16 protein-coding genes and 1 other annotated feature are annotated in these 18,811 nt (G+C 57.7%); of the genes, 6 read left to right on the forward strand and 10 right to left on the reverse strand.

Annotation, left to right across the window (positions count from 1 at the left end):
• The 7 genes from urtD to atzF form a co-directional block, all read right to left on the reverse strand.
• Positions 1 to 792 carry an urea ABC transporter ATP-binding protein UrtD gene (urtD, locus tag AC07U6_RS05995; RefSeq protein ID WP_494761490.1) on the reverse strand — a complete coding sequence of 264 codons (792 nt, stop codon included), beginning with the start codon at positions 790 to 792 and terminating at the stop codon, positions 1 to 3.
• Positions 785 to 1,861, reverse strand: a complete 1,077-nt coding sequence (gene urtC / locus AC07U6_RS06000; protein WP_494761491.1) for an urea ABC transporter permease subunit UrtC — start codon at positions 1,859 to 1,861, stop codon at positions 785 to 787. The genes urtD and urtC overlap by 8 nt, the downstream gene beginning before the upstream one ends.
• A complete protein-coding gene (gene urtB / locus AC07U6_RS06005) occupies positions 1,861 to 3,420 on the reverse strand; it encodes an urea ABC transporter permease subunit UrtB (RefSeq protein WP_494761492.1) in 1,560 nt (519 codons plus the stop codon). Before urtB ends, urtC begins: the two co-directional genes overlap by 1 nt.
• Positions 3,421 to 3,497: 77 nt before the next feature.
• Positions 3,498 to 4,766 (reverse strand): urea ABC transporter substrate-binding protein, encoded by a 1,269-nt coding sequence (urtA, locus tag AC07U6_RS06010; protein ID WP_494761493.1) that lies wholly within the window; start codon positions 4,764 to 4,766, stop codon positions 3,498 to 3,500.
• A 28-nt stretch (positions 4,767 to 4,794) separates the two neighbouring features.
• Entirely contained in the window at positions 4,795 to 5,505 is a 711-nt protein-coding gene (locus AC07U6_RS06015; protein WP_494761494.1) for a GntR family transcriptional regulator, read from the reverse strand.
• A gap of 10 nt (positions 5,506 to 5,515) precedes the next feature.
• Positions 5,516 to 9,133: an urea carboxylase gene (gene uca, locus AC07U6_RS06020; RefSeq protein ID WP_494761495.1), complete on the reverse strand. Its 3,618-nt coding sequence runs from the start codon at positions 9,131 to 9,133 to the stop codon at positions 5,516 to 5,518.
• Positions 9,126 to 10,928, reverse strand: a complete 1,803-nt coding sequence (gene atzF / locus AC07U6_RS06025; protein WP_494761496.1) for an allophanate hydrolase — start codon at positions 10,926 to 10,928, stop codon at positions 9,126 to 9,128. Before atzF ends, uca begins: the two co-directional genes overlap by 8 nt.
• A gap of 260 nt (positions 10,929 to 11,188) precedes the next feature.
• Between atzF and sltY the strand changes: the two genes are divergently transcribed.
• Complete coding sequence (gene sltY / locus AC07U6_RS06030) at positions 11,189 to 13,111, forward strand: murein transglycosylase (RefSeq protein WP_494761497.1); 1,923 nt, start codon at positions 11,189 to 11,191, stop codon at positions 13,109 to 13,111.
• 100 nt (positions 13,112 to 13,211) lie between these two features.
• Positions 13,212 to 13,544, forward strand: coding sequence for a trp operon repressor (gene trpR, locus AC07U6_RS06035; RefSeq protein WP_123336420.1), 333 nt, complete (start codon positions 13,212 to 13,214; stop codon positions 13,542 to 13,544).
• Here trpR and yjjX read toward each other — a convergent pair.
• Positions 13,541 to 14,065: an inosine/xanthosine triphosphatase gene (gene yjjX, locus AC07U6_RS06040; protein ID WP_494761498.1), complete on the reverse strand. Its 525-nt coding sequence runs from the start codon at positions 14,063 to 14,065 to the stop codon at positions 13,541 to 13,543. The two genes, trpR and yjjX, sit on opposite strands and share 4 nt — an antisense overlap.
• 49 nt (positions 14,066 to 14,114) lie before the next feature.
• Here yjjX and gpmB point away from each other — a divergent pair, with 49 nt between their 5' ends.
• Positions 14,115 to 14,762, forward strand: a complete 648-nt coding sequence (gene gpmB / locus AC07U6_RS06045) for a 2,3-diphosphoglycerate-dependent phosphoglycerate mutase GpmB (protein WP_494761499.1) — start codon at positions 14,115 to 14,117, stop codon at positions 14,760 to 14,762.
• A 40-nt stretch (positions 14,763 to 14,802) separates the two neighbouring features.
• Here the strand turns inward: gpmB and robA are convergent, their stop codons facing one another.
• Positions 14,803 to 15,681: an MDR efflux pump AcrAB transcriptional activator RobA gene (gene robA, locus AC07U6_RS06050; protein ID WP_494761500.1), complete on the reverse strand. Its 879-nt coding sequence runs from the start codon at positions 15,679 to 15,681 to the stop codon at positions 14,803 to 14,805.
• Positions 15,682 to 15,895: 214 nt separating this feature from the next.
• Between robA and creA the strand changes: the two genes are divergently transcribed.
• A complete protein-coding gene (creA, locus tag AC07U6_RS06055) occupies positions 15,896 to 16,372 on the forward strand; it encodes a protein CreA (RefSeq protein WP_494761501.1) in 477 nt (158 codons plus the stop codon).
• Positions 16,373 to 16,450: 78 nt separating this feature from the next.
• Here creA and arcA read toward each other — a convergent pair whose 3' ends face one another.
• The gene (arcA, locus tag AC07U6_RS06060; protein ID WP_105594790.1) at positions 16,451 to 17,167 is read right to left on the reverse strand and encodes a two-component system response regulator ArcA; all 717 of its coding nucleotides are present in this window, start codon (positions 17,165 to 17,167) and stop codon (positions 16,451 to 16,453) included.
• A gap of 612 nt (positions 17,168 to 17,779) precedes the next feature.
• On the opposite strand from arcA, the gene AC07U6_RS06065 reads away from it, so the two are divergent.
• On the forward strand, positions 17,780 to 18,478 hold the full coding sequence (locus tag AC07U6_RS06065) for a tRNA/rRNA methyltransferase (RefSeq protein ID WP_494761502.1): 699 nt from the start codon (positions 17,780 to 17,782) through the stop codon (positions 18,476 to 18,478).
• A 189-nt stretch (positions 18,479 to 18,667) separates the two neighbouring features.
• Complete coding sequence (gene thrL / locus AC07U6_RS06070; RefSeq protein ID WP_494764433.1) at positions 18,668 to 18,739, forward strand: thr operon leader peptide; 72 nt, start codon at positions 18,668 to 18,670, stop codon at positions 18,737 to 18,739.
• Positions 18,675 to 18,796 (forward strand) — a sequence feature (Thr leader region). It overlaps the preceding gene by 65 nt.
• The last annotated feature ends 15 nt before the right edge of the window (positions 18,797 to 18,811 follow it).

Below are 18,811 nucleotides of genomic sequence, written 5' to 3' on the forward strand. Positions count from 1 at the left end.
TCAGCGCCCCAGATAGACTTCAATAACCTGCTCGTTGGCCTGCACCTGGCGCAGCGATCCTTCCGCCAGCACCTGCCCCTGATGCAATACCGTCACGTGATCGGCGATGGTTTCCACAAAGCCCATATCGTGTTCCACCACCATCAGCGAGTGCTTCCCGGCCAGGCTCCGAAACAGCTCAGCGGTGTACTCGGTTTCCGCATCGGTCATACCCGCAGCCGGTTCGTCCAGCAGCAGCAGATGCGGTTCCTGTACCAGCAGCATACCGATCTCAAGGAACTGTTTTTGGCCGTGGGAGAGCAGCCCGGCGGTACGCTGGCGGCTGCCACCAAGGCGCAACAGCTCAAGCACTTCATCAATCCGATCCTGCTGCTCGCCGTTCAGTTTTGCCCGCAGGCAGGCCCAGACGGATTTATCGGTCTTCAGTGCGATTTCCAGATTTTCAAACACCGTCAGCGCTTCAAACACCGTCGGTTTCTGGAACTTGCGGCCAATCCCAATACGGGCGATGTCCGACGGCGACAGCGCTGTAAGATCGGTATCCTGGTCGTAGATCACCCGGCCATTGTCAGGGCGAGTTTTCCCGGTGATCACGTCCATCAGCGTGGTCTTGCCTGCACCGTTGGGGCCGATAATGCAGCGCAGCTCGCCCACGCCAATCTGCAATGACAGGTCGGTCAGCGCCCGGAAACCGTCAAAGGAGACGTTGATCTTGTCCAACTGGAGGACCGGATCGGTTTGCGCACGGTGGCGGTCGGACGGGTGGGGCTGAGTAAACAGTTGTTCAGTCATGTTTCCTCCTGCGCAGCAGGCCAATCACGCCACGCGGCAGGAACAGCGTAACGAGGATAAACATCAGGCCCAGGAAAAACAGCCAGAACTCCGGGAAGGCAACGGTGAACCAGCTCTTCGCGCCGTTGACGATGGCCGCACCCAGCATCGGACCAATCAGCGTGCCGCGCCCGCCCAGGGCGACCCAGATGGCGGCCTCAATCGAGTTGGTCGGCGACATTTCGCCGGGATTGATAATGCCGACCTGCGGCACATACAGCGCGCCGGCCAGGCCGCACAGCACCGCCGACAGCGTCCAGACAAATAGCTTAAAACCGCGCGGATCGTAGCCGCAGAACATCAGGCGGTTTTCCGCATCGCGCACCGCGGTCAGCACGCGACCAAACTTGCTGCGGGCCAGCGCAAAGCCGATGCCGAGGCTGATAACCAGCAGCAGAACCGTGGCGACAAACAGCCCGATGCGTGTTTCGGTAGCGGTAATTGGGAAGCTGAGCAGGGTGGTAAAACCGGTAAAGCCATTGTTACCGCCAAAGCCGGTTTCATTGCGGAAGAACAGCAGCATCCCGGCGTAGGTCAGTGCCTGGGTCATGATCGAAAAGTAGACCCCTTTGATCTTCGAACGGAAGGCAAACCAGCCGAATACCAGCGCCAGCACGCCCGGTACCAGCACGATCAGGCACAGTGCCCAGGCGAAGTGCTGCGTGCCTGCCCAGAACCACGGCAGCTCGCTCCACGACAGGAAGGACATAAAGGCGGGCAGGCCATCGCCGGCGGCCTGGCGCATCAGGTACATGCCCATGGCATAGCCGCCCAGCGCGAAGAACAGGCCGTGGCCGAGCGAGAGCAGCCCGGCGTAGCCCCACACCAGATCCAGCGCCACCGCCACAATGGCGTAGCAGAGGATTTTACCGATCAGCGTCAGGGTATAGGTCGAGAGCGCCAGCGGGTTATCCTGCGGTAGCAGCGCGAAAAACGGCAGGGCCAGCAGGGCCAGCATCAGCACTGTACCCAGCCCAAGGGTCAGGCGCGGTGCTTTCTGCGCCACGGTTAACGTCATGGGTTGCGTCATCAGTCAATCACCCTTCCTTTAAAGGCGAACAGCCCCTGCGGCCGTTTCTGGATAAACAGCACGATCAGCACGAGGATCAGGATTTTGCCGAGCACGGCCCCGATCTGCGGTTCCAGTAACTTACTGAGAATACCAAGGCCGAGCGCGGCCACCACCGTGCCGGCCAGCTGGCCAACGCCGCCGGTCACCACCACCAGGAAGGAGTCGATAATATAGCCCTGACCCAGCTCCGGCCCGACGTTGCCCAGCTGCGAAAGCGCCACGCCGCCCAGCCCGGCAATGCCGGAGCCGAGGCCGAAGGCCAGCATATCGACACGCCCGGTAGGCACCCCGCAGCAGTCTGCCATCGCGCGATTTTGCGTCACCGCCCGCACGTTCATGCCCAGACGGGTTTTATTCAGCAGGAGCCAGGTCAGCACCAGCACGCCAATCACAAACACCATCACCGCAAGTCGGTTATACGGCAGGACGAGGTTCGGCAGCACCTGCATGCCGCCGGAGAGCCAGGCCGGATTAGCGACCTCCAGGTTCTGGGTACCGAATATCACGCGCACCAGCTGGATCAGCATCAGGCTGATGCCCCAGGTGGCCAGCAGTGTTTCCAGCGGCCGGCCATAGAGATGGCGAATGATGGTGCGTTCCAGCGCCATGCCAATTGCGGCGGTGATAAAGAAGGCTACCGGCAGCGCCAGTAGCGGATAAAACGCCAGCCACTCCGGGGCAAAGCGCTGAAACAGGTTCTGTACCATCCAGGTGGCGTAGGCGCCAAGCATCAGCATTTCGCCGTGGGCCATGTTAATCACCCCCAGCAGCCCATAGGTGATCGCCAGGCCGAGCGCCGCCAGCAGCAGTACGGAACCCAGCGACAGGCCGGTAAACGCCTGGCCGAGCACCTCACCCAGCATCAGACGGTGGCGGATCTGCTTCAGGCTGTCGGCGGCGGCGGCCCGCACGCCGGCATCCGCTTCATTTTGCGGTGACAGCAGGTGTTTCAGGCTGGCCTGGGTTTGCGGATCGCTGGTTTCGCCCAGCACTCTGACCGCCTGCAGGCGCACCTGCGGATCGCCGTCGGTCAGCTGCAGCCCGGCAATGGCCTGGGCTAATACTGCGTGGACATCGCTATCCTGCTCTGTCGCCAGCCGCTGGCGCAGCAGCGGCAGCTGATCGGGCTGGGCATCATTTTGCAGCGCACGGGCTGCCTTCAGCCGCGTCGCGGCCTGCGGGCTGACCAGCTGGTGAGCGGCAAGCGTGGTGGCAATCATCGTGCGCAGCCGGTTATTCATAAACAGCTTTTTGGTGGTTCCCGCAGGCGCTGCGCTGTCTGCCAGCGGAATAAGCTGGTTATTAATCTGGTTGAACGGCCGTTTGTTCTCGTCGAGAACCACGGTTTCACCGTGCAGGGCCTGCAACAGCGGCAGGCGGGCAGGGTCCGGCGCGGCGGCCCACTGCTGGAGGATCTTCAGCTGATCGCTGCGGCTGGCGGCGGAAAAGTCCGCTGCCGGTCCGGCCACGGCAAGGCATGGCAGGCTGAACAGCAGTATTAGCAGCAATCGCATCATAGTGTGCTCTCTCGCTTTTCTTGGGTGCGATGAATTTCAGCGGGCCAGGCAGCGCCTGGCCCTTCGGAACGGGACAATCAGTGAGTGGTTTTTACCGGGTGATCGGGTTTTTTGTCGTTACCGGCGATGTACGGGCTCCACGGCTGGGCGCGAACTGGTTTATCGGTCTGCCACACCACGTTGAACTGGCCGTTATCTTCGATTTCACCAATCATTACCGGTTTGTGCAGGTGGTGGTTGGTTTTATCCATGGTCAGGGTGAAGCCGTCCGGTGCGACAAAGGTCTGTCCGGCCATCGCGGCACGGACTTTATCCACGTCGGTGGTGCCCGCTTTCTCTACGGCCTGCGCCCACATATGGATACCGACATAGGTCGCTTCCATCGGGTCGTTGGTCACGACGGTATCGGCGTTCGGCAGCTTGTGCGCTTTGGCATAGGCTTTATACGCCGCGACGAATTTGGCGTTAGCCGGATTATCCACCGATTCGAAGTAGTTCCACGCGGCCAGGTTGCCGACCAGCGGTTTGGTATCAATTCCGCGCAGCTCTTCTTCCCCTACCGAGAAGGCGACGACCGGCACATCGGTTGCTTTGATGCCCTGGTTCGCCAGCTCTTTGTAGAACGGCACGTTAGAGTCGCCGTTGATGGTAGAAACCACCGCCGTTTTGCCACCGGCAGAGAACTTTTTGATGTTGGATACGATAGTCTGGTAGTCGCTGTAGCCAAACGGCGTGTAGACCTCTTCGATATCGCTGTCCTTCACGCCTTTAGAGTGCAGGAAAGCGCGCAGGATCTTGTTGGTGGTGCGCGGATAAACGTAGTCGGTACCCAGCAGGAAGAAGCGTTTTGCCGAGCCGCCATCTTCACTCATCAGATACTCGACTGCCGGGATCGCCTGCTGATTTGGCGCCGCACCGGTGTAGAACACGTTCGGTGACATCTCTTCACCTTCATACTGCACCGGGTAGAACAGCAGGCCGTTCAGCTCTTCAAAGACCGGCAGAACGGACTTGCGTGATACCGATGTCCAGCAGCCAAACACCACGGCGGCTTTATCCTGGGTCAGCAGCTGGCGGGCTTTTTCGGCAAACAGCGGCCAGTTAGAGGCGGGATCGACCACCACCGGTTCCAGTTTTTTACCCAGCACGCCGCCTTTGGCGTTGATCTCATCAATGGTCATCAGCGCCACATCTTTCAGCGGCGTTTCGGAAATCGCCATGGTGCCGGAGAGTGAGTGCATAATGCCGACTTTAATGGTGTCGGCCGCCTGAGCGTTCCAGGATAATCCCATGCCAATAACGGTGGCAGAAAGTGCAAAGGCCTTGAGCAATGAACGTCTTTTCATCAGTAATCCCCTGAAATTATTTAAAAGATTATGTGGGTGAAACCGTGTGTAGCCTCGCCTGCTGGAGCATATGCAATGTGATTTTTCTGACCTCTGCCCGGCTGACGGCAATATGGTCGGTCAGAATTTTTTGGGCCTCCTCGCTTTGCTGGTGTAGTACCGCGTCTAAAATTTTCGCGTGTTCGTTCCAGGTGGCATCAACGCGATCCTCGCGGGTGAAGTCGAGGCGGCGGATGATGCGGATTTTTTCGGTTAACTCACGGTGGATACGGGCCATCTCTTCGTTGCCTGCGGCAGACACCAGCGCCATATGGAAGGCTTCGTCATGCAGCGAAACGGCGATAAAGTCCGCCAGGCGCGGTTCATCGATCCAGAAGCGCGTCAGACGGTCGAGCAGCTTGCTGCACTGGCGGGCAGGCAGACGGCACAGCCGTTTCACCGCCTCACATTCCAGCACCGTGCGCAGGTCGTACAGCTCCTCGAAGTACGCAAAGTCAAACTGACGGACCTGCCAGCCCAGGCGGTTCCACACTTCGACATAGCCTTCACGCTCCAGGCGAAACAGCGCCTGACGCACCGGGGTACGGCTGACCGCCATACGTGTGGCGATCTCGCTTTCGCTGAAGCGGTCGCCCGGCATCAGGCGAAAGTCGAAAATGTCATTCTTCAGCGCGTGGTAGACGCGATCGGCCAGCACTTCCGGCCGATCTTTGCTGTTTTTCTGCGGCGATCCCGGCATATTCAAATCCCTACTCCAGCCACAGCAGCGCATCGCCCGGGCTGACCGGACGGCCTGACTGACAGGCGATGCGTTTTACCCGACCGGCCTGCGGTGCGTTAATCGCCAGCTCCATTTTCATCGCCTCTACCACGATCAGCGGCTGCCCGACCTCAACGACGTCGCCTTCCTGCACCAGTATTTTCCAGATGTTGCCATTCATATCGGCGCTGACCTGCAGGGCGCTGTCGTCTTCTTCCGGCGGCAGCAGATTTTCGCTGCTGCTGTGCGGCGCACCTTCCTCTTCCTGCGCCCACAGAGCGACTTCGGTATCAAAGGCGCTGGCCTGGCGCTGGCGGAAGGCGGCGATGGACTCGGCGTTATCGGCGAGGAACTGCGTGTGTTCCGCAAAGTCGAATTCGCTGTGTTCAATACGCACGCTGGCGCGACCTTCGCGGAAGTCATCACGCAGCACGTCCAGCTCGGCTTCGCTGACCGGATAAAAGCGCACCTGGTCGAAGAAGTGCAGCAGCCAGGGTTCGTTCGCGGCAAACTGATCGTTTTTCAGGAATTTGTTCCAGATAGGCAGCGTGCGGCCCACCAGCTGATAGCCGCCGGGGGAGTCCATGCCGTAGATGCACATGTACATGCCGCCGATGCCGACGGTGCCTTCGGCGGTGAAGGTTCGCGCCGGGTTATATTTCGAGCTCAGCAGACGATGGCGCGGATCGATCGGCACCGCACAGGGCGCACCGAGGTAAACGTCGCCCAGACCGAGGATCAGATAGCTGGCGTCAAAGATCGTGTCTTTCACTTCATCCCGGCTGCTGAGGCCGTTAATGCGCTGAATGAAATCGACGTTGTTCGGCAGCCACGGCGCGCTGGCGCGTACAGTCTCCTGGTAACGTTCCACTGCGCCCAGCGTGGCGCTGTCTTCGAAGGCCATCGGCAGATGCACGATGCGCGACGGCACTTTCATCCGGCTGACGTCGCCGAGGTTTTTCTCCAGCTCCTGCAGCAGCGTCATCAGCTGTTTCTGGCTGAGAATGCGGCTGTCGTAGCGAATTTGCAGCGAGCGTACGCCGGGCGACAGCTCTTCGACGCCGGGCTGGCCGAACTCGCGCAGCGCGGTCATCAGCAGGTGGATACGCAGGCGTAGCGCCAGGTCCAGAACGTTATCGCCGTATTCCAGCAGGATGTAGTTGTCGCCCGCCTGGCGCCAGACCACCGTCGGTGTGGTGGCAGTGGCTTTACGTGCGGCGAGGATGGTGGCGGAGCCGTGGACGGTTTCCGCCAGCGACGGCACCGCAAAGCTCTGCAGATGCAGCGCGCTCAGGTTTTCCACGCTGCGTGCCTGAGCCTGTTCTAATGCGTGGGCTTCTTCCGCACTAATCGGGTGGAAGCGCAGGCGGTCGCCCGGTTTTACCTGACCGACTTTCCACAGTTCGGCCTTGGCGATGGTCACCGGGCAGACAAAGCCGCCCAGGCTCGGTCCGTCGCGGGTGAGGATCACCGGGAAGTCGCCGGTAAAGTTGATCGCGCCGATGGCGTATTCGCAGTCGTGAACGTTGGAAGGATGCAGACCGGCTTCGCCGCCGTTAATCCTCGCCCAGCCGGGTTTTGGCCCGACCAGACGCACACCAAGGCGGTTTGAGTTGTAGTGGACGTGCCAGTCGCTGGCGAAGAATTCATCAATAGACTGCTGGGTAAAGAAGTCGGGCGCGCCGTGCGGCCCGTACAGCACGCCGATGCGCCACTCATCGCCGTAGACCGGCTGGGCGCGAGCCGCCAACGCCTGAGGTTCGCTGACCGGGGCCGGCGTGGTGCAGGCTTCAAGTTCGGGCTGCGAGATAGCCAGCATATCGGCCACGCGGAGGGTGCGCCCGGCATGGCCGCCAAATTGCCCCAGGGCAAAGGTCGAACGGCTGCCGAGGTATTCCGGCACGTCGAAACCGTTACGTACCGAAAGATAGGTACGACAGCCCTGCTGCGCGCGGCCCAGCGTCAACGTCTGGCCCGCTTTTACCGCCAGCGGCTGCCAGTAAGCAACATCTTCATCGTCCAGCGCGGCCGGGCAGCGGGCACCGGTCAGGGCGATCAGCGCATCGCTGTGGAAGCGTAAAGTCGGTCCCTGGAGAGTAAATTCCAGCGCCGCGGCTTCTTCCGCGTTGCCGACGATGCGGTTTGCCAGACGGAAAGCGTAATCATCCATTGGCCCGGAGGGCGGCACGCCGATATCCCAGTAGCCGAGGCGGCCCGGATAGTCCTGGATGCTGCTCCAGGTGCCCGGCTGAATGACTTCAATTACTGGCGATGCGGGGCTGAAGCTGTCCAGCATGCGCGTCCACACGTTGCCGCTGTGGAAGGCGTCCGTGGCGACGACCTGGCGCAGATAGTCGAGGTTGGTGGCGATGCCGTGCAGCCGGGTCTGATTCAGCGCGATCTGCATTTTCTTCAGCGCCGCCTCGCGGTTTTCCGCGTGAACGATCAGCTTGGCGATCATCGGATCGTAGAAGGCGGAAACTTCAGTACCGGTGGCGATCCAGCTGTCCACGCGCACGTCGTCCGGGAAGCTGACTTCGGTCAGTACGCCCGGGCTGGGCTGGAAGTTCCTCAACGGATCTTCCGCGTAGATGCGCACTTCAATCGAGGCGCCCTGCGGTGCCTGGGCCATACGCGCCCAGTCGGGCTGCTCGCCTGCGGCCACCTGCAGCATGCATTCCACCAGGTCCAGACCGGTCACGCATTCGGTGACCGGATGTTCCACCTGTAAACGGGTATTTACTTCCAAAAAGTAGAACTCGTCGCGGGCGGCATCGTAGATATATTCCACGGTGCCGGCGCTGCGATAGTTAACCAGCTCGCCCAGCTTCACCGCCGATTCAAGCAGTGCACTTCGCGTGGCGGCAGGCAGGCTCGGTGCCGGGGTTTCCTCCACCACTTTCTGGTTGCGTCGCTGTAAGGAACAGTCGCGTTCGCCGAGGGCGACCACTTTGCCGTGGCCGTCGCCGAAGATTTGCACCTCAACGTGGCGGGCGCGATCGATGCAGCGTTCCAGGAACACCCCCGCATCGCTGAAGAACTGCTCGCCGAGGCGGCGCACGCTCTCCCAGGCGCTGCACAGCGCTGCGTCGTCGGCACAGCGGGTCAGGCCGATACCGCCGCCGCCTGCGGTACTTTTCAACATAATCGGGTAGCCAATCCGCTCTGCGGCGGCCAGCGCCTCCTCCAGCGAGGCGAGCAGGGGCGTGCCCGGCGTCATCGGTACGCCTGCGGCGGCGGCCAGTTCACGCGCCCGGTGCTTCAGGCCAAATTCGCCGATCTGATGTGCGGTTGGGCCGACAAAGACAATCCCGGCCTCCTCGCAGGCGGCGGCAAACGGCAGGCTCTCTGACAGAAAGCCGTAACCCGGCCAGATAGCCTGAGCGCCGGTTTCCACTGCTGCGTTGAGGATTTTGTCCATTCTCAGATAGCTGTCGCTGGCCTTCTCGCCGCCCAGCGCAATAGCAATATCAGCATCTCTCACATGCTCGGCGTTACGGTCCGCGTCGGAGAACACTGCCACGCTGGTCATTCCCAGCCGCTTCAGGGTGCGGATGGCGCGGCAGGCGATTTCGCCGCGGTTGGCGATCAGTACGGTATTAAACATGTGATGTCTCCTGACGGGCCAGCCAGTTGCGCCAGCCTCCGAATGCGGTGATTTCAGTTGCTTCAGCCAGCGCTGCCGGTTCGCAGATAAAGCCCTTCACCGTGCGGCCGTCGGCCAGTTCAAGCGTTCCGATTCCCAGCGGTGCCGGAATTTCTGCAACGAATTCACCGAAGCGGGCCAGCGGGATATCCCACAGCTCAACGGTGATGGCTGCACCCGCGCTGTCTTTCACCAGACCGGGTTTCGCTGGCGTGGTATTGGCCAGCGCGTACAGCCGGTAGCAGGCGGCGGTGGTGGTTTCTTCTACCAGCACGGCATCGCGACGGGTCAGCTGAGGGTTCAGCGGCATGCCTGTCAGGTGTGCGCCCACCACGGCAACGCGCACGTGTAGCGGTGACGCGGGCAGAGGGGTAGCGCTTGCAGGCTGCGGCAGGCCGGTTGCACCAAGGCTTAACGCCTGCTGCTGCTGCCAGCGGCGGCCAAAACCTGCCAGTGCGCGGTCGTACCAGGCCGGTGCGATAATGGTTATCCCGGCAGGCAGGCCGTCGGCACGGAACGGGCCGGGCAGCGCCAGCGCGGACAGGTCGGCGAGGTTGGTAAAGTTGGTATAGGTGCCGAACTGCGAGTTGTAGCGCACCGGCTCCTGCTTCATCTCTTCGAGGGTGTGAATGGTCGGTGATGTTGGCACCACCAGCGCATCAAACTGGCTCAGGGTTTGCTGGATCTGACGGGTGAGTTCGGCGCGCAGGTATTCGGCCTTAAAGGTATCCACGGCGCTGTAGTTATGGCCGCTGTTGACGATGCCGAAGACCACCGGGTCCATCTCATTCGGCCTGTTCAGCATGTCACCGACCGCCACGGTACGTTCAGCCACCCACGGGCCATAGTAAAGCTGCTCGGCCAGCTGGTGGAATGGGGTGAAATCAATCGGGTGCAGCGTCGCGCCTCCGGCAGTCAGTTCTGCCAGTGCCGCTTCCCACGCGGCGGCGGCCTGTGCATCACCGAAGAACTCTGGAATAGCAGGGATGGCGAGGCGCGGCGTTAATGACATAGCAGCCGGAGCCAGGCCCGGGTCGGTGCGGGAGTAGGCATCCTGGCTGTCGTAGCCACCGGCGCAGCTGGCGACGAGGAAGGCATCCTCAACCGTCAGAGCGAAAATCGAAATGGTGTCGTTCAGGCGGCAGGCGGGCAGCATGCCGGTCGCCGACAGCCAGCCTTTGGTCGGCTTCAGGCCGACGATGTTGTTGAACCCGGCGGGAACGCGACCGGAACCGGCGGTATCTGTGCCGAGGGCAAAGCCGACCAGGCCGCGGGCGGTCACCGAGGCGGAACCGGAGCTGGACCCGCCGCTGACGTATTCCGGGTTAAAGGTGTTGCTGACCACGCCGAACGGTGAGCGCGTGCCGACCAGCCCGGTGGCGAACTGATCGAGGTTAGTTTTGCCAATCACCACGGCACCGGCCGCTTTCAGCTTCGCGACTGCAGTGGCATCGGCCTCGGCCTCGTAGGTTAAGGCCGGGCAGGCGGCGCTGGTCGGCCAGCCAGCGACGTCAATATTGTCTTTAACCGCGAAGGGCACGCCAAACAGCGGCAGCGATTTGGGGTTCTGTTGCCAGGCCGTCAGCAGCGGTTCAATCTGCGCCCGCAGTTGAGCAGAGGAGGCAAGGTACAGCCAGGCATTATCCGCCGTGGAAAGCCCGGAGAGCAGCGACTCCAGTGTGGACAACACCGCGTCAGGATGCTGCTGATAATGATGCTGCCAGTCCTGTAACGTAAATCCTGTGGTTAAAGCCATATGTTGAATTCCGTCTGGTATACAAGATGGAATTCAACATGGCAAAGTGCGTGCCAATTTTTAATTTATTGAATATTAACGAATTTAACCTGGTAGGATATGTGTCATGCACAACCAGCGCGCAGCGAATGAACAAAAATGGGGCGCTGAACGGATTTCGGTAAATATTTGTTCGCCACGTGGCACAACGGGCCGTACCTGGTTAGCATGAAGGGGTAGTTTCGGGTGTTCAGGAATAACAAAGTAAGGTGGGGAAGGTCATGGCGGACAAGTGGCAGTTGTGGACAGTAGCATCCTGTTTGGTAATGGCAGCAGGCAGCGTGCAGGCGGATTCGCTGGATGCACAGCGTACCCGGTATTTGCAGATTAAGCAGGCCTGGGATAGCAAACAGATGGATACCGTGGCGCAGCTGATGCCCACCCTACGGGACTATCCGCTCTATCCCTATCTGGAGTATCGCCAGCTCGCTCAGGATTTGGGCCAGGAAACCGGGCTGGCGGTGAACGCGTTTATTCAGCGCTATCCGACGCTGCCACCCGTGCGTTCGCTGCCCGCCCGCTTTGTCAACGAGCTGGCGCGCCGTGAAGACTGGCGTGGGCTGCTGGTGTTCAGCCCCCAGGCTCCGAAACAGGTAGCCGCGCGCTGTAACTGGTACTACGCCAAATGGGCAACGGGAGAGCAGCAGGTCGCCTGGCAGGGGGCAAAAGAGATCTGGCTGACCGGTTCGTCGCTACCCGCCACCTGCGACAAACTGTTTAGCGTCTGGCAGCAGGCGGGGCAGCAAAATCCTATCACTACGCTGGAGCGTATTCGCCTGGCGATGAAGGCGGGCAACGGTAGCCTGGTTAACTATCTGGCGAAGCAGCTGCCGGAGGATTATCAGACGATTGCCAGCGCGGTGATGAATCTGCAAAACGACCCGATGACCATTCAAACCTTTGCGGCCAGTGTAGGACCGACGGAATTTACTCGCCAGGCGACGGCGATTGCTTTTGCCAGCGTGGCGCGCAGCGATGCGGAGCAGGCCCGGCAGATGATCCCGTCGCTGGCCGTGCAGCAAAAACTGGACGAGCAGCAGGTGCAGGAGCTGAAAGAAGCGGTAGCCTGGCGGCTAATGGGCAACGATGTTACCAGCGAGCAGGGCCGCTGGCGTGATGGCGTGGTGATGCGCAGCGATTCAACCTCGCTGATTGAGCGCCGGGTGCGGATGTCGCTGGGCAATAACGATCGCCGTGGCTTAAATACCTGGCTGGCTCGCCTGCCGGTGGAAGCCAAGGAAAAAGACGAGTGGCAGTACTGGCAGGCCGACCTGCTGCTGGAGCGCGGGCGCAATGATGAAGCAGAAGGCATTCTGCGTAAGCTGATGCAGGAGCGCGGCTTTTATCCGATGGTGGCCGCACAGCGCCTGGGCGTGGAGTATCCGCTGCAGATCGATAAGGCTCCGGCAATTGACGGCGCACTGACCACCGGCCCTGAAATTGCCCGCGTACGCGAGCTGATGTACTGGGGTATGGATAATCTGGCGCGCAGCGAGTGGAGCTATCTGATCGGCAGCCGTACCGCCGGTCAGCAGCAGATGCTGGCCAGCTATGCCCTGAAGCAGGGCTGGTGGGATCTTAGCGTGCAGGCGACCATTGCCGGTAAGCTGTGGAACAGCCTGCAGGAGCGATTCCCGCTGGCCTGGCAGAGCCAGTTTGAGCGCTACATCAGTGGCAAAGGTATTCCGCAAAGCTATGCGATGGCCATTGCGCGCCAGGAGAGCGCCTGGAACCCGAAAGCCCGCTCGCCGGTGGGGGCATCCGGTTTGATGCAGGTGATGCCTGCAACCGCGCAGCATACGGTGACCAAATTCGGTATTAGCGGATACAGCAACAGTAGTCAGCTGTTAGATCCGGAAACCAACATCCAGATTGGTACGCAGTATCTGGAATCGGTCTATCAACAGTTCGGGCAGAACCGTATTTTCGCTTCAGCGGCCTACAACGCCGGTCCGGGGCGGGTGAGAACCTGGCAGGGTAACAGCGCCGGGCGTTTAGATCCGGTGGCCTTTATCGAAACGATTCCGTTTTCAGAAACGCGCGGCTATGTGAAAAACGTGCTGGCGTATGACGCTTACTACCGCTATTTCCTCAATAAGCCGGACAAGCTGTTTGCCGACAGCGAGTGGCAACAGCGTTATTAAGGTGCTTTCCGGGCCGCAGCGGCTGATAGCAGTTGCGGCTTCAAGTATGGCGGGGATGATGCTACACTTCTGTACTAGTTAAATAGTATGGTTGCCCATCATGACCGATGATTCTCCTGTTCCGGTATCCGTTGAACCCCCAAATGAAGACTGGCTGCGCTTTGTTGTGTTGATGCAGCGCGCCTATCAGAGTGAGCTGCACCTGCCGCTGCTACAGCTGATGCTGACCCCGGATGAGCGTGAAGCATTGGGTACCCGGCTGCGGATTGTGGAGGAGCTGATGCGTGGTGAAATGAGCCAGCGCGAGCTGAAAAATGAGCTGGGCGCCGGTATCGCCACCATTACTCGGGGTTCGAACAGCCTGAAAAGCGCGCCACCGGCCCTGAAAGCCTGGCTGGAAGCGCAGCTGCTGAACGGCAGCGATCGGGTTTAAACCGGCTGGCTGTAGATGTCGTTATGGAACGGGCAGAGGGCGAGGATCAGCGCCTGATGGTAAACGCTGGTGCGGGTCAGATGCCCTGCGGTAAAAGCTCCAATAGCGCCGCCTTTCTGTTTGATATTATCAATGCCGCTCAGGCGCGCCATCTCTTCGCCCAGCTCACGCCCTCCATGAATGCCTTTCATTACGATCGCCGGCAACGTAAAGCTGGCAGAGCGGGATTCGCCGCGTAGCTTATGGTTCTCAATTACCATCCAGGCAAACGCCGTATCATCTTCGATTCCGGCCTCAATCGCCACCCAGAAGTCGGCTTCAGGTCGGACTTGTCTGGCATTCATTACTCGCTGGCGTGCGCCAGTTCGCGTTTCTGTATTTGTTATGGGCTGCGCCGCTACGCCACTATCGACCTCAACACCCTCAATATGGCAGGATCCTTCTCCGAAAATATCGCTGAAAGCCTGGGAAATTGCCTTAATTTTGGCTGGATTGCTGGTAGCAGCGACAACATGGTACATAATTGGTTGAACCCTTTACGTAAATAATCGCAGTATAACGGAAAAACGTATGTTACAGGTCTATCTTGTTCGCCACGGAGAAACGTTGTGGAATGCCGCGCGGCGCATTCAGGGGCAGTCAGACAGCGCGCTGACTGCAAAAGGAGAATTACAGGCGCATCAGGTGGGAGAGCGGGTTAAAAGCTTCGGCATTACCCATGTCATCGCCAGCGATCTGGGCCGTACCCGCCGTACCGCTGAGATTATTGCCGATGCCTGCGGTTGCGATGTTACCGTCGATTCGCGCCTGCGCGAGCTGAACATGGGCGTACTGGAACAGCGTGCGCTGGATTCCCTCACACCGGAAGAAGAACGTTGGCGTAAGACGCTGGTGGACGGCACCGTGGATGGGCGTATCCCTGAGGGAGAATCGATGAGCGAGATGGCCGAGCGTATGCATCAGGTTCTCAACGCCTGCCTTGAACTGCCTGCCGGGAGCCGTCCGCTGCTGGTCAGCCACGGTATGGCGCTGGGCGTATTGCTGAGTACCATTCTGGGCCTGCCTGCTAATGCAGAGCGCCGGCTGAGGTTACGCAACTGCTCAATCTCACGCATCGAACATCAGGAAAGCCCGTGGCTGGCATCCGGCTGGGTGGTGGAAACCGCAGGCGATATCACTCATCTTGACGAACCTGCGCTTGACGAGCTGCAGCGCTAAACAGAAAGGGCCGGGGCGACTGGCCCTTTCTGTTTCCCATTTATTCCGGCGCACGCCGGATAGGGATCAGATATTCGCAGCGAATTTCAGTCGGTGGTTCAGCGCGCTTTTTACCACCGTGGGTGTAAAAGCGCTCAATATCCTGACCATTGCGTCGTGTGAGGTGCAGCATTGGCATACAGGTGCCATACAGCAGCAGTACAAATTCCTGCAATCCGCCGGTCGAACCCTCATAGGTAAACTGTACATAGTCTCCCCCTTCCAGTGTGACCTGCTGTGCCGATTGTAGCTGGCTTGTGTTCTGGTCGGGCATGACGGCTGTCGTATAAAGTATTTCCTGTTCATCATCCTTTTCAGAACTGGGGTGCGACTGGTGCAGGCCATACAGCACCGGTGGAACCGTATCCGTTTCGGTCAGAAACTGGCGCCAGAAATGCACGCGCATATCATCACGAAAACGGGAAATCTGTTCCAGCGTGCAGGTATAGCTCTGCGTTTGTCCCAGTAATGTTGTTTCAGGCATGCTAACCCATGTTGGTTCCGGAAGTTTAAATTCTCCCAGGCGGATGGGCGGGCGAAGCCCTGAAGCATTCCAGTCAGATGAACGGCGATACCACGCTGGAGTCTGGCTAAACTGCTTTTTGAAGGCCCGGGTAAAGGTTTGTTGAGAATCAAAACGATACTGCAAAGCAATGTCCAGAATCGGACGGCTGGTCAACCGCAGGGCAACCGCCGCTTTTGACAAACGACGCGCACGAATATATGCACCAATGGCATGCTCCGTGACATCTTTAAACATTCTTTGCAAATGCCATTTTGAATAACCCGCCTTTGCCGCGACGTTATCTAACGACAGCGGTTGATCCAGGTGGCTCTCCAGCCAGACAAGCAAATCTCGAATGATACTGGCTTGGTCCATTAAATCGTCCTCATTCTACTCAGTTCAGTTTTGCAATAAATAAAGCAAAGTCGGTGGATAGTAGCACTAAATGTAAAATTAAAGTACGCGGTTATAGTTTTAAGAATGTGCTAAATCAATTGCTCATTGAATAGTTCGCGTGAGTAGCTGTGAGCTATGTATGTCACCCAAGATGACTTATAATGTCAGCTATTTTCTTTGAAATGGTAACGTCATGACAATTAAAAAATTGTTAATAGTCGCTTCAGTCGTACTGGTTTCCTTCTCTTTACAGGCTGAAGAGGTTGGTTCAGTTGATACAGTTTTCAAATTATTTGGCCCCGATCATAAAATTGTTGTAGAAGCATTTGATGACCCGGATGTGAAGAATGTGACCTGCTATCTGAGCCGGGCGAAAACCGGTGGCATCAAGGGGGGGCTGGGGCTTGCCGAGGATACGTCGGACTCGGCAATTTCCTGTCAGCAGGTTGGTCCTATTACGCTTTCCGATAAAATCATGCAGGGGAAATCAAACGGAGAAGTGGTTTTCCGCAAGCGTACTTCGCTGGTATTTAAAAAGCTGCAGGTTGTCCGTTTCTATGACAAAAATCGTAATGCTTTAATCTATCTGAGTTATTCCGATAAAGTTGTTGACGGCTCGCCAAAAAATGCACTTAGTGCGGTACCAATTATTCCGTGGGGAGGAAAGTAATCTGCGGAACCATTTGATTTCCAGATGATAAAAAGGAGCCGAATAATTTCGGCCCCTACATATTTAATACGTTTTCCGTTAATCTTCCAGGTCGCCACAGAAGCGATAACCTTCACCGTGAATAGTGGCGATAATCTCAGGTGTATCAGGAATTGATTCGAAATGTTTACGAATCCGGCGGATGGTGACATCAACGGTGCGATCGTGCGGTTTCAGTTCACGACCGGTCATTTTTTTCAGCAGGTCCGCGCGGGTTTGGATTTTTCCCGGGTTTTCGCAGAAGTGCAGCATCGCACGGAACTCGCTGCGCGGCAGTTTGTACTGTTCGCCCTGCGGGTTGATCAGCGAGCGGCTGTTAATATCCAGCTCCCAGCCGTTAAAGCGGTAGCATTCTACCAGTTTACGCTCTTCGCTCACCGCGGCCAGATTCATGGTACGCGACAGCAGATTGCGGGCACGGATGGTCAGTTCACGTGGATTAAACGGCTTGGTGATATAGTCATCTGCGCCAATTTCCAGACCAAGGATTTTATCGACTTCGTTGTCGCGCCCGGTCAGGAACATCAGAGCTACATTAGCCTGCTCACGCAGTTCACGAGCCAGCAACAGGCCATTTTTACCGGGCAGATTGATGTCCATAATCACCAGATTGACGTCATTTTCCGTCAGGATCTGGTGCATTTCGGCACCATCCGTAGCTTCATAAACCATGTAGCCTTCGGCTTCAAAAATACTTTTGAGTGTATTACGAGTGACTAATTCGTCTTCAACGATAAGTATGTGCGGGGTCTGCATGTGTTCGCTACCTAAAATTGCTAACAAAACTGGAACAGGACATACCGCCGTCGCGAGGCTGATGTTAAAAATCAGCGATAAAAGAACAGCAGTACAGAATAATTTTCTTGATACACCTTAGTTACTGTCAACAACATGATCAGCGTAGCCAAACGGGTGGCGTCTGAATGCCCCGGCAGTGCAAATACGGCATATATCCTAACTGCAATAACGGCAACATAACAGCACTGGCAACATCCATTAAGCAATAAAGTAACGCTTAGTTGACTTATATCAAACCAATTGTAGCACGTTAACAGTTTTGTGAAAAACTCTTCCCAGAATGCCAGCTTAGCTCACAAACAGAGCCAAATGCTAACGATTAAGCATGAGAGGTTAATCTAACGTCTGTTATACATTTAATGATTGTTAATTAGTTGATAAAATTGGTTTTATTTGCGTAACATCAGGTTTTTGTTGCTTATTCAACAGATTGCTAGTGTAACATCATATTTTCATCTTTTAAATTGCTACCACACTGCTGTTGGCGAGTTGTTAAATATCAGCGTCTGTCATTTGCGCCTTCGGCATGGCAAAGTATCCGTCCTGGTTTTGTCAATAATAAAGGCAGTTATGCGTTTCCCTCTTATTCTTGTTTCTCCTGCTCGTCCCGAAAATGTTGGTGCCGCTGCGCGCGCGATGAAAACCATGGGATTTAGTGAGTTACGTATTGTCAGCAGCGATGTACATCTTGATGATGCGGCCAGACGGGTTGCCCACGGGGCCAGTGAGATCCTCGAAAATGCCACCCGCTGGGATTCGCTTTCGGCCGCGCTGGAGGATATCGATTTCAGTATTGCCACCACGGCCCGCAGCCGCGCAAAGTTCCGTTACTACGCCACGCCGCAGCAGGTACAAACCGTGCTAGAAGAAAAGCAGCAGTGGATTGGCAGCGCCGCGCTGGTATTTGGCCGCGAGGATAGTGGCCTGACCAATGAAGAGCTGGATCTGGTCGATCTGCTGACCGGGGTACCGATGGCCGGGGATTACCCGTCGCTGAATCTGGGCCAGGCGGTGATGGTGTACTGCTATCAGCTGTCCGCACTGCGCCAGGTCAGCGCGGCGGAAGAGCCCGTGGCAGAAGTTCCTCAGCTTGCCGCTCTGCGCCAGCGTGCGCAGCAGCTGCTTGAGACGCTGGAGGTGGCGGGGGATGTTAAACTGGCGGACTGGCTTCAGCAGCGTCTTGGTCTGCTTCAACAGCGCGATACGGCGATGCTGCATCGTTTACTTCACGACGTGGAAAAAAAACTGGCAGATAAAAACGCTGGATAATACCGGATTGATGGCGTGAATTACTGCCATCCTCCGCAGAGATAACAGAACAGATCGGCATCAAACTAAATTTGTCTCAACTGACATCGCCGCACCGATAAGGCACTGGCGATAAAAAAATTGACTTAGAGGGGCAATTGCTTTACTTCTGAAGGCCGACAGATTTTACAGACAGACGATAAATCTAAAATGCGTAAAAACAGCCTGATTACCACAATCATTATTACCATCACCATTACCACTGGTAACGGTGCGGGCTGACGCATAAAGAGTAAAATAGGAAAAAGCCCGCACCTGAACAGTGCGGGCTTTTTTTTCGTGAAAATTCAGGAG

It is taken from the genome of Erwinia sp. GW821-FHT03D09 (assembly GCF_059420805.1).

Bases quoted from the DNA above. Each gene is read 5' to 3' on its own strand.
- sltY (WP_494761497.1), top strand. From the start codon at position 11,189: ATGGCGGACAAGTGGCAGTTGTGGACAGTAGCATCCTGTTTGGTAATG.
- urtD (WP_494761490.1), bottom strand. From the start codon at position 792: ATGACTGAACAACTGTTTACTCAGCCCCACCCGTCCGACCGCCACCGT.
- arcA (WP_105594790.1), bottom strand. From the start codon at position 17,167: ATGCAGACCCCGCACATACTTATCGTTGAAGACGAATTAGTCACTCGT.
- AC07U6_RS06065 (WP_494761502.1), top strand. From the start codon at position 17,780: ATGCGTTTCCCTCTTATTCTTGTTTCTCCTGCTCGTCCCGAAAATGTT.
- gpmB (WP_494761499.1), top strand. From the start codon at position 14,115: ATGTTACAGGTCTATCTTGTTCGCCACGGAGAAACGTTGTGGAATGCC.
- urtB (WP_494761492.1), bottom strand. From the start codon at position 3,420: ATGATGCGATTGCTGCTAATACTGCTGTTCAGCCTGCCATGCCTTGCC.
- trpR (WP_123336420.1), top strand. From the start codon at position 13,212: ATGACCGATGATTCTCCTGTTCCGGTATCCGTTGAACCCCCAAATGAA.
- atzF (WP_494761496.1), bottom strand. From the start codon at position 10,928: ATGGCTTTAACCACAGGATTTACGTTACAGGACTGGCAGCATCATTAT.
- urtA (WP_494761493.1), bottom strand. From the start codon at position 4,766: ATGAAAAGACGTTCATTGCTCAAGGCCTTTGCACTTTCTGCCACCGTT.
- urtC (WP_494761491.1), bottom strand. From the start codon at position 1,861: ATGACGCAACCCATGACGTTAACCGTGGCGCAGAAAGCACCGCGCCTG.
- AC07U6_RS06015 (WP_494761494.1), bottom strand. From the start codon at position 5,505: ATGCCGGGATCGCCGCAGAAAAACAGCAAAGATCGGCCGGAAGTGCTG.
- robA (WP_494761500.1), bottom strand. From the start codon at position 15,681: ATGGACCAAGCCAGTATCATTCGAGATTTGCTTGTCTGGCTGGAGAGC.
- creA (WP_494761501.1), top strand. From the start codon at position 15,896: ATGACAATTAAAAAATTGTTAATAGTCGCTTCAGTCGTACTGGTTTCC.
- yjjX (WP_494761498.1), bottom strand. From the start codon at position 14,065: ATGTACCATGTTGTCGCTGCTACCAGCAATCCAGCCAAAATTAAGGCA.
- uca (WP_494761495.1), bottom strand. From the start codon at position 9,133: ATGTTTAATACCGTACTGATCGCCAACCGCGGCGAAATCGCCTGCCGC.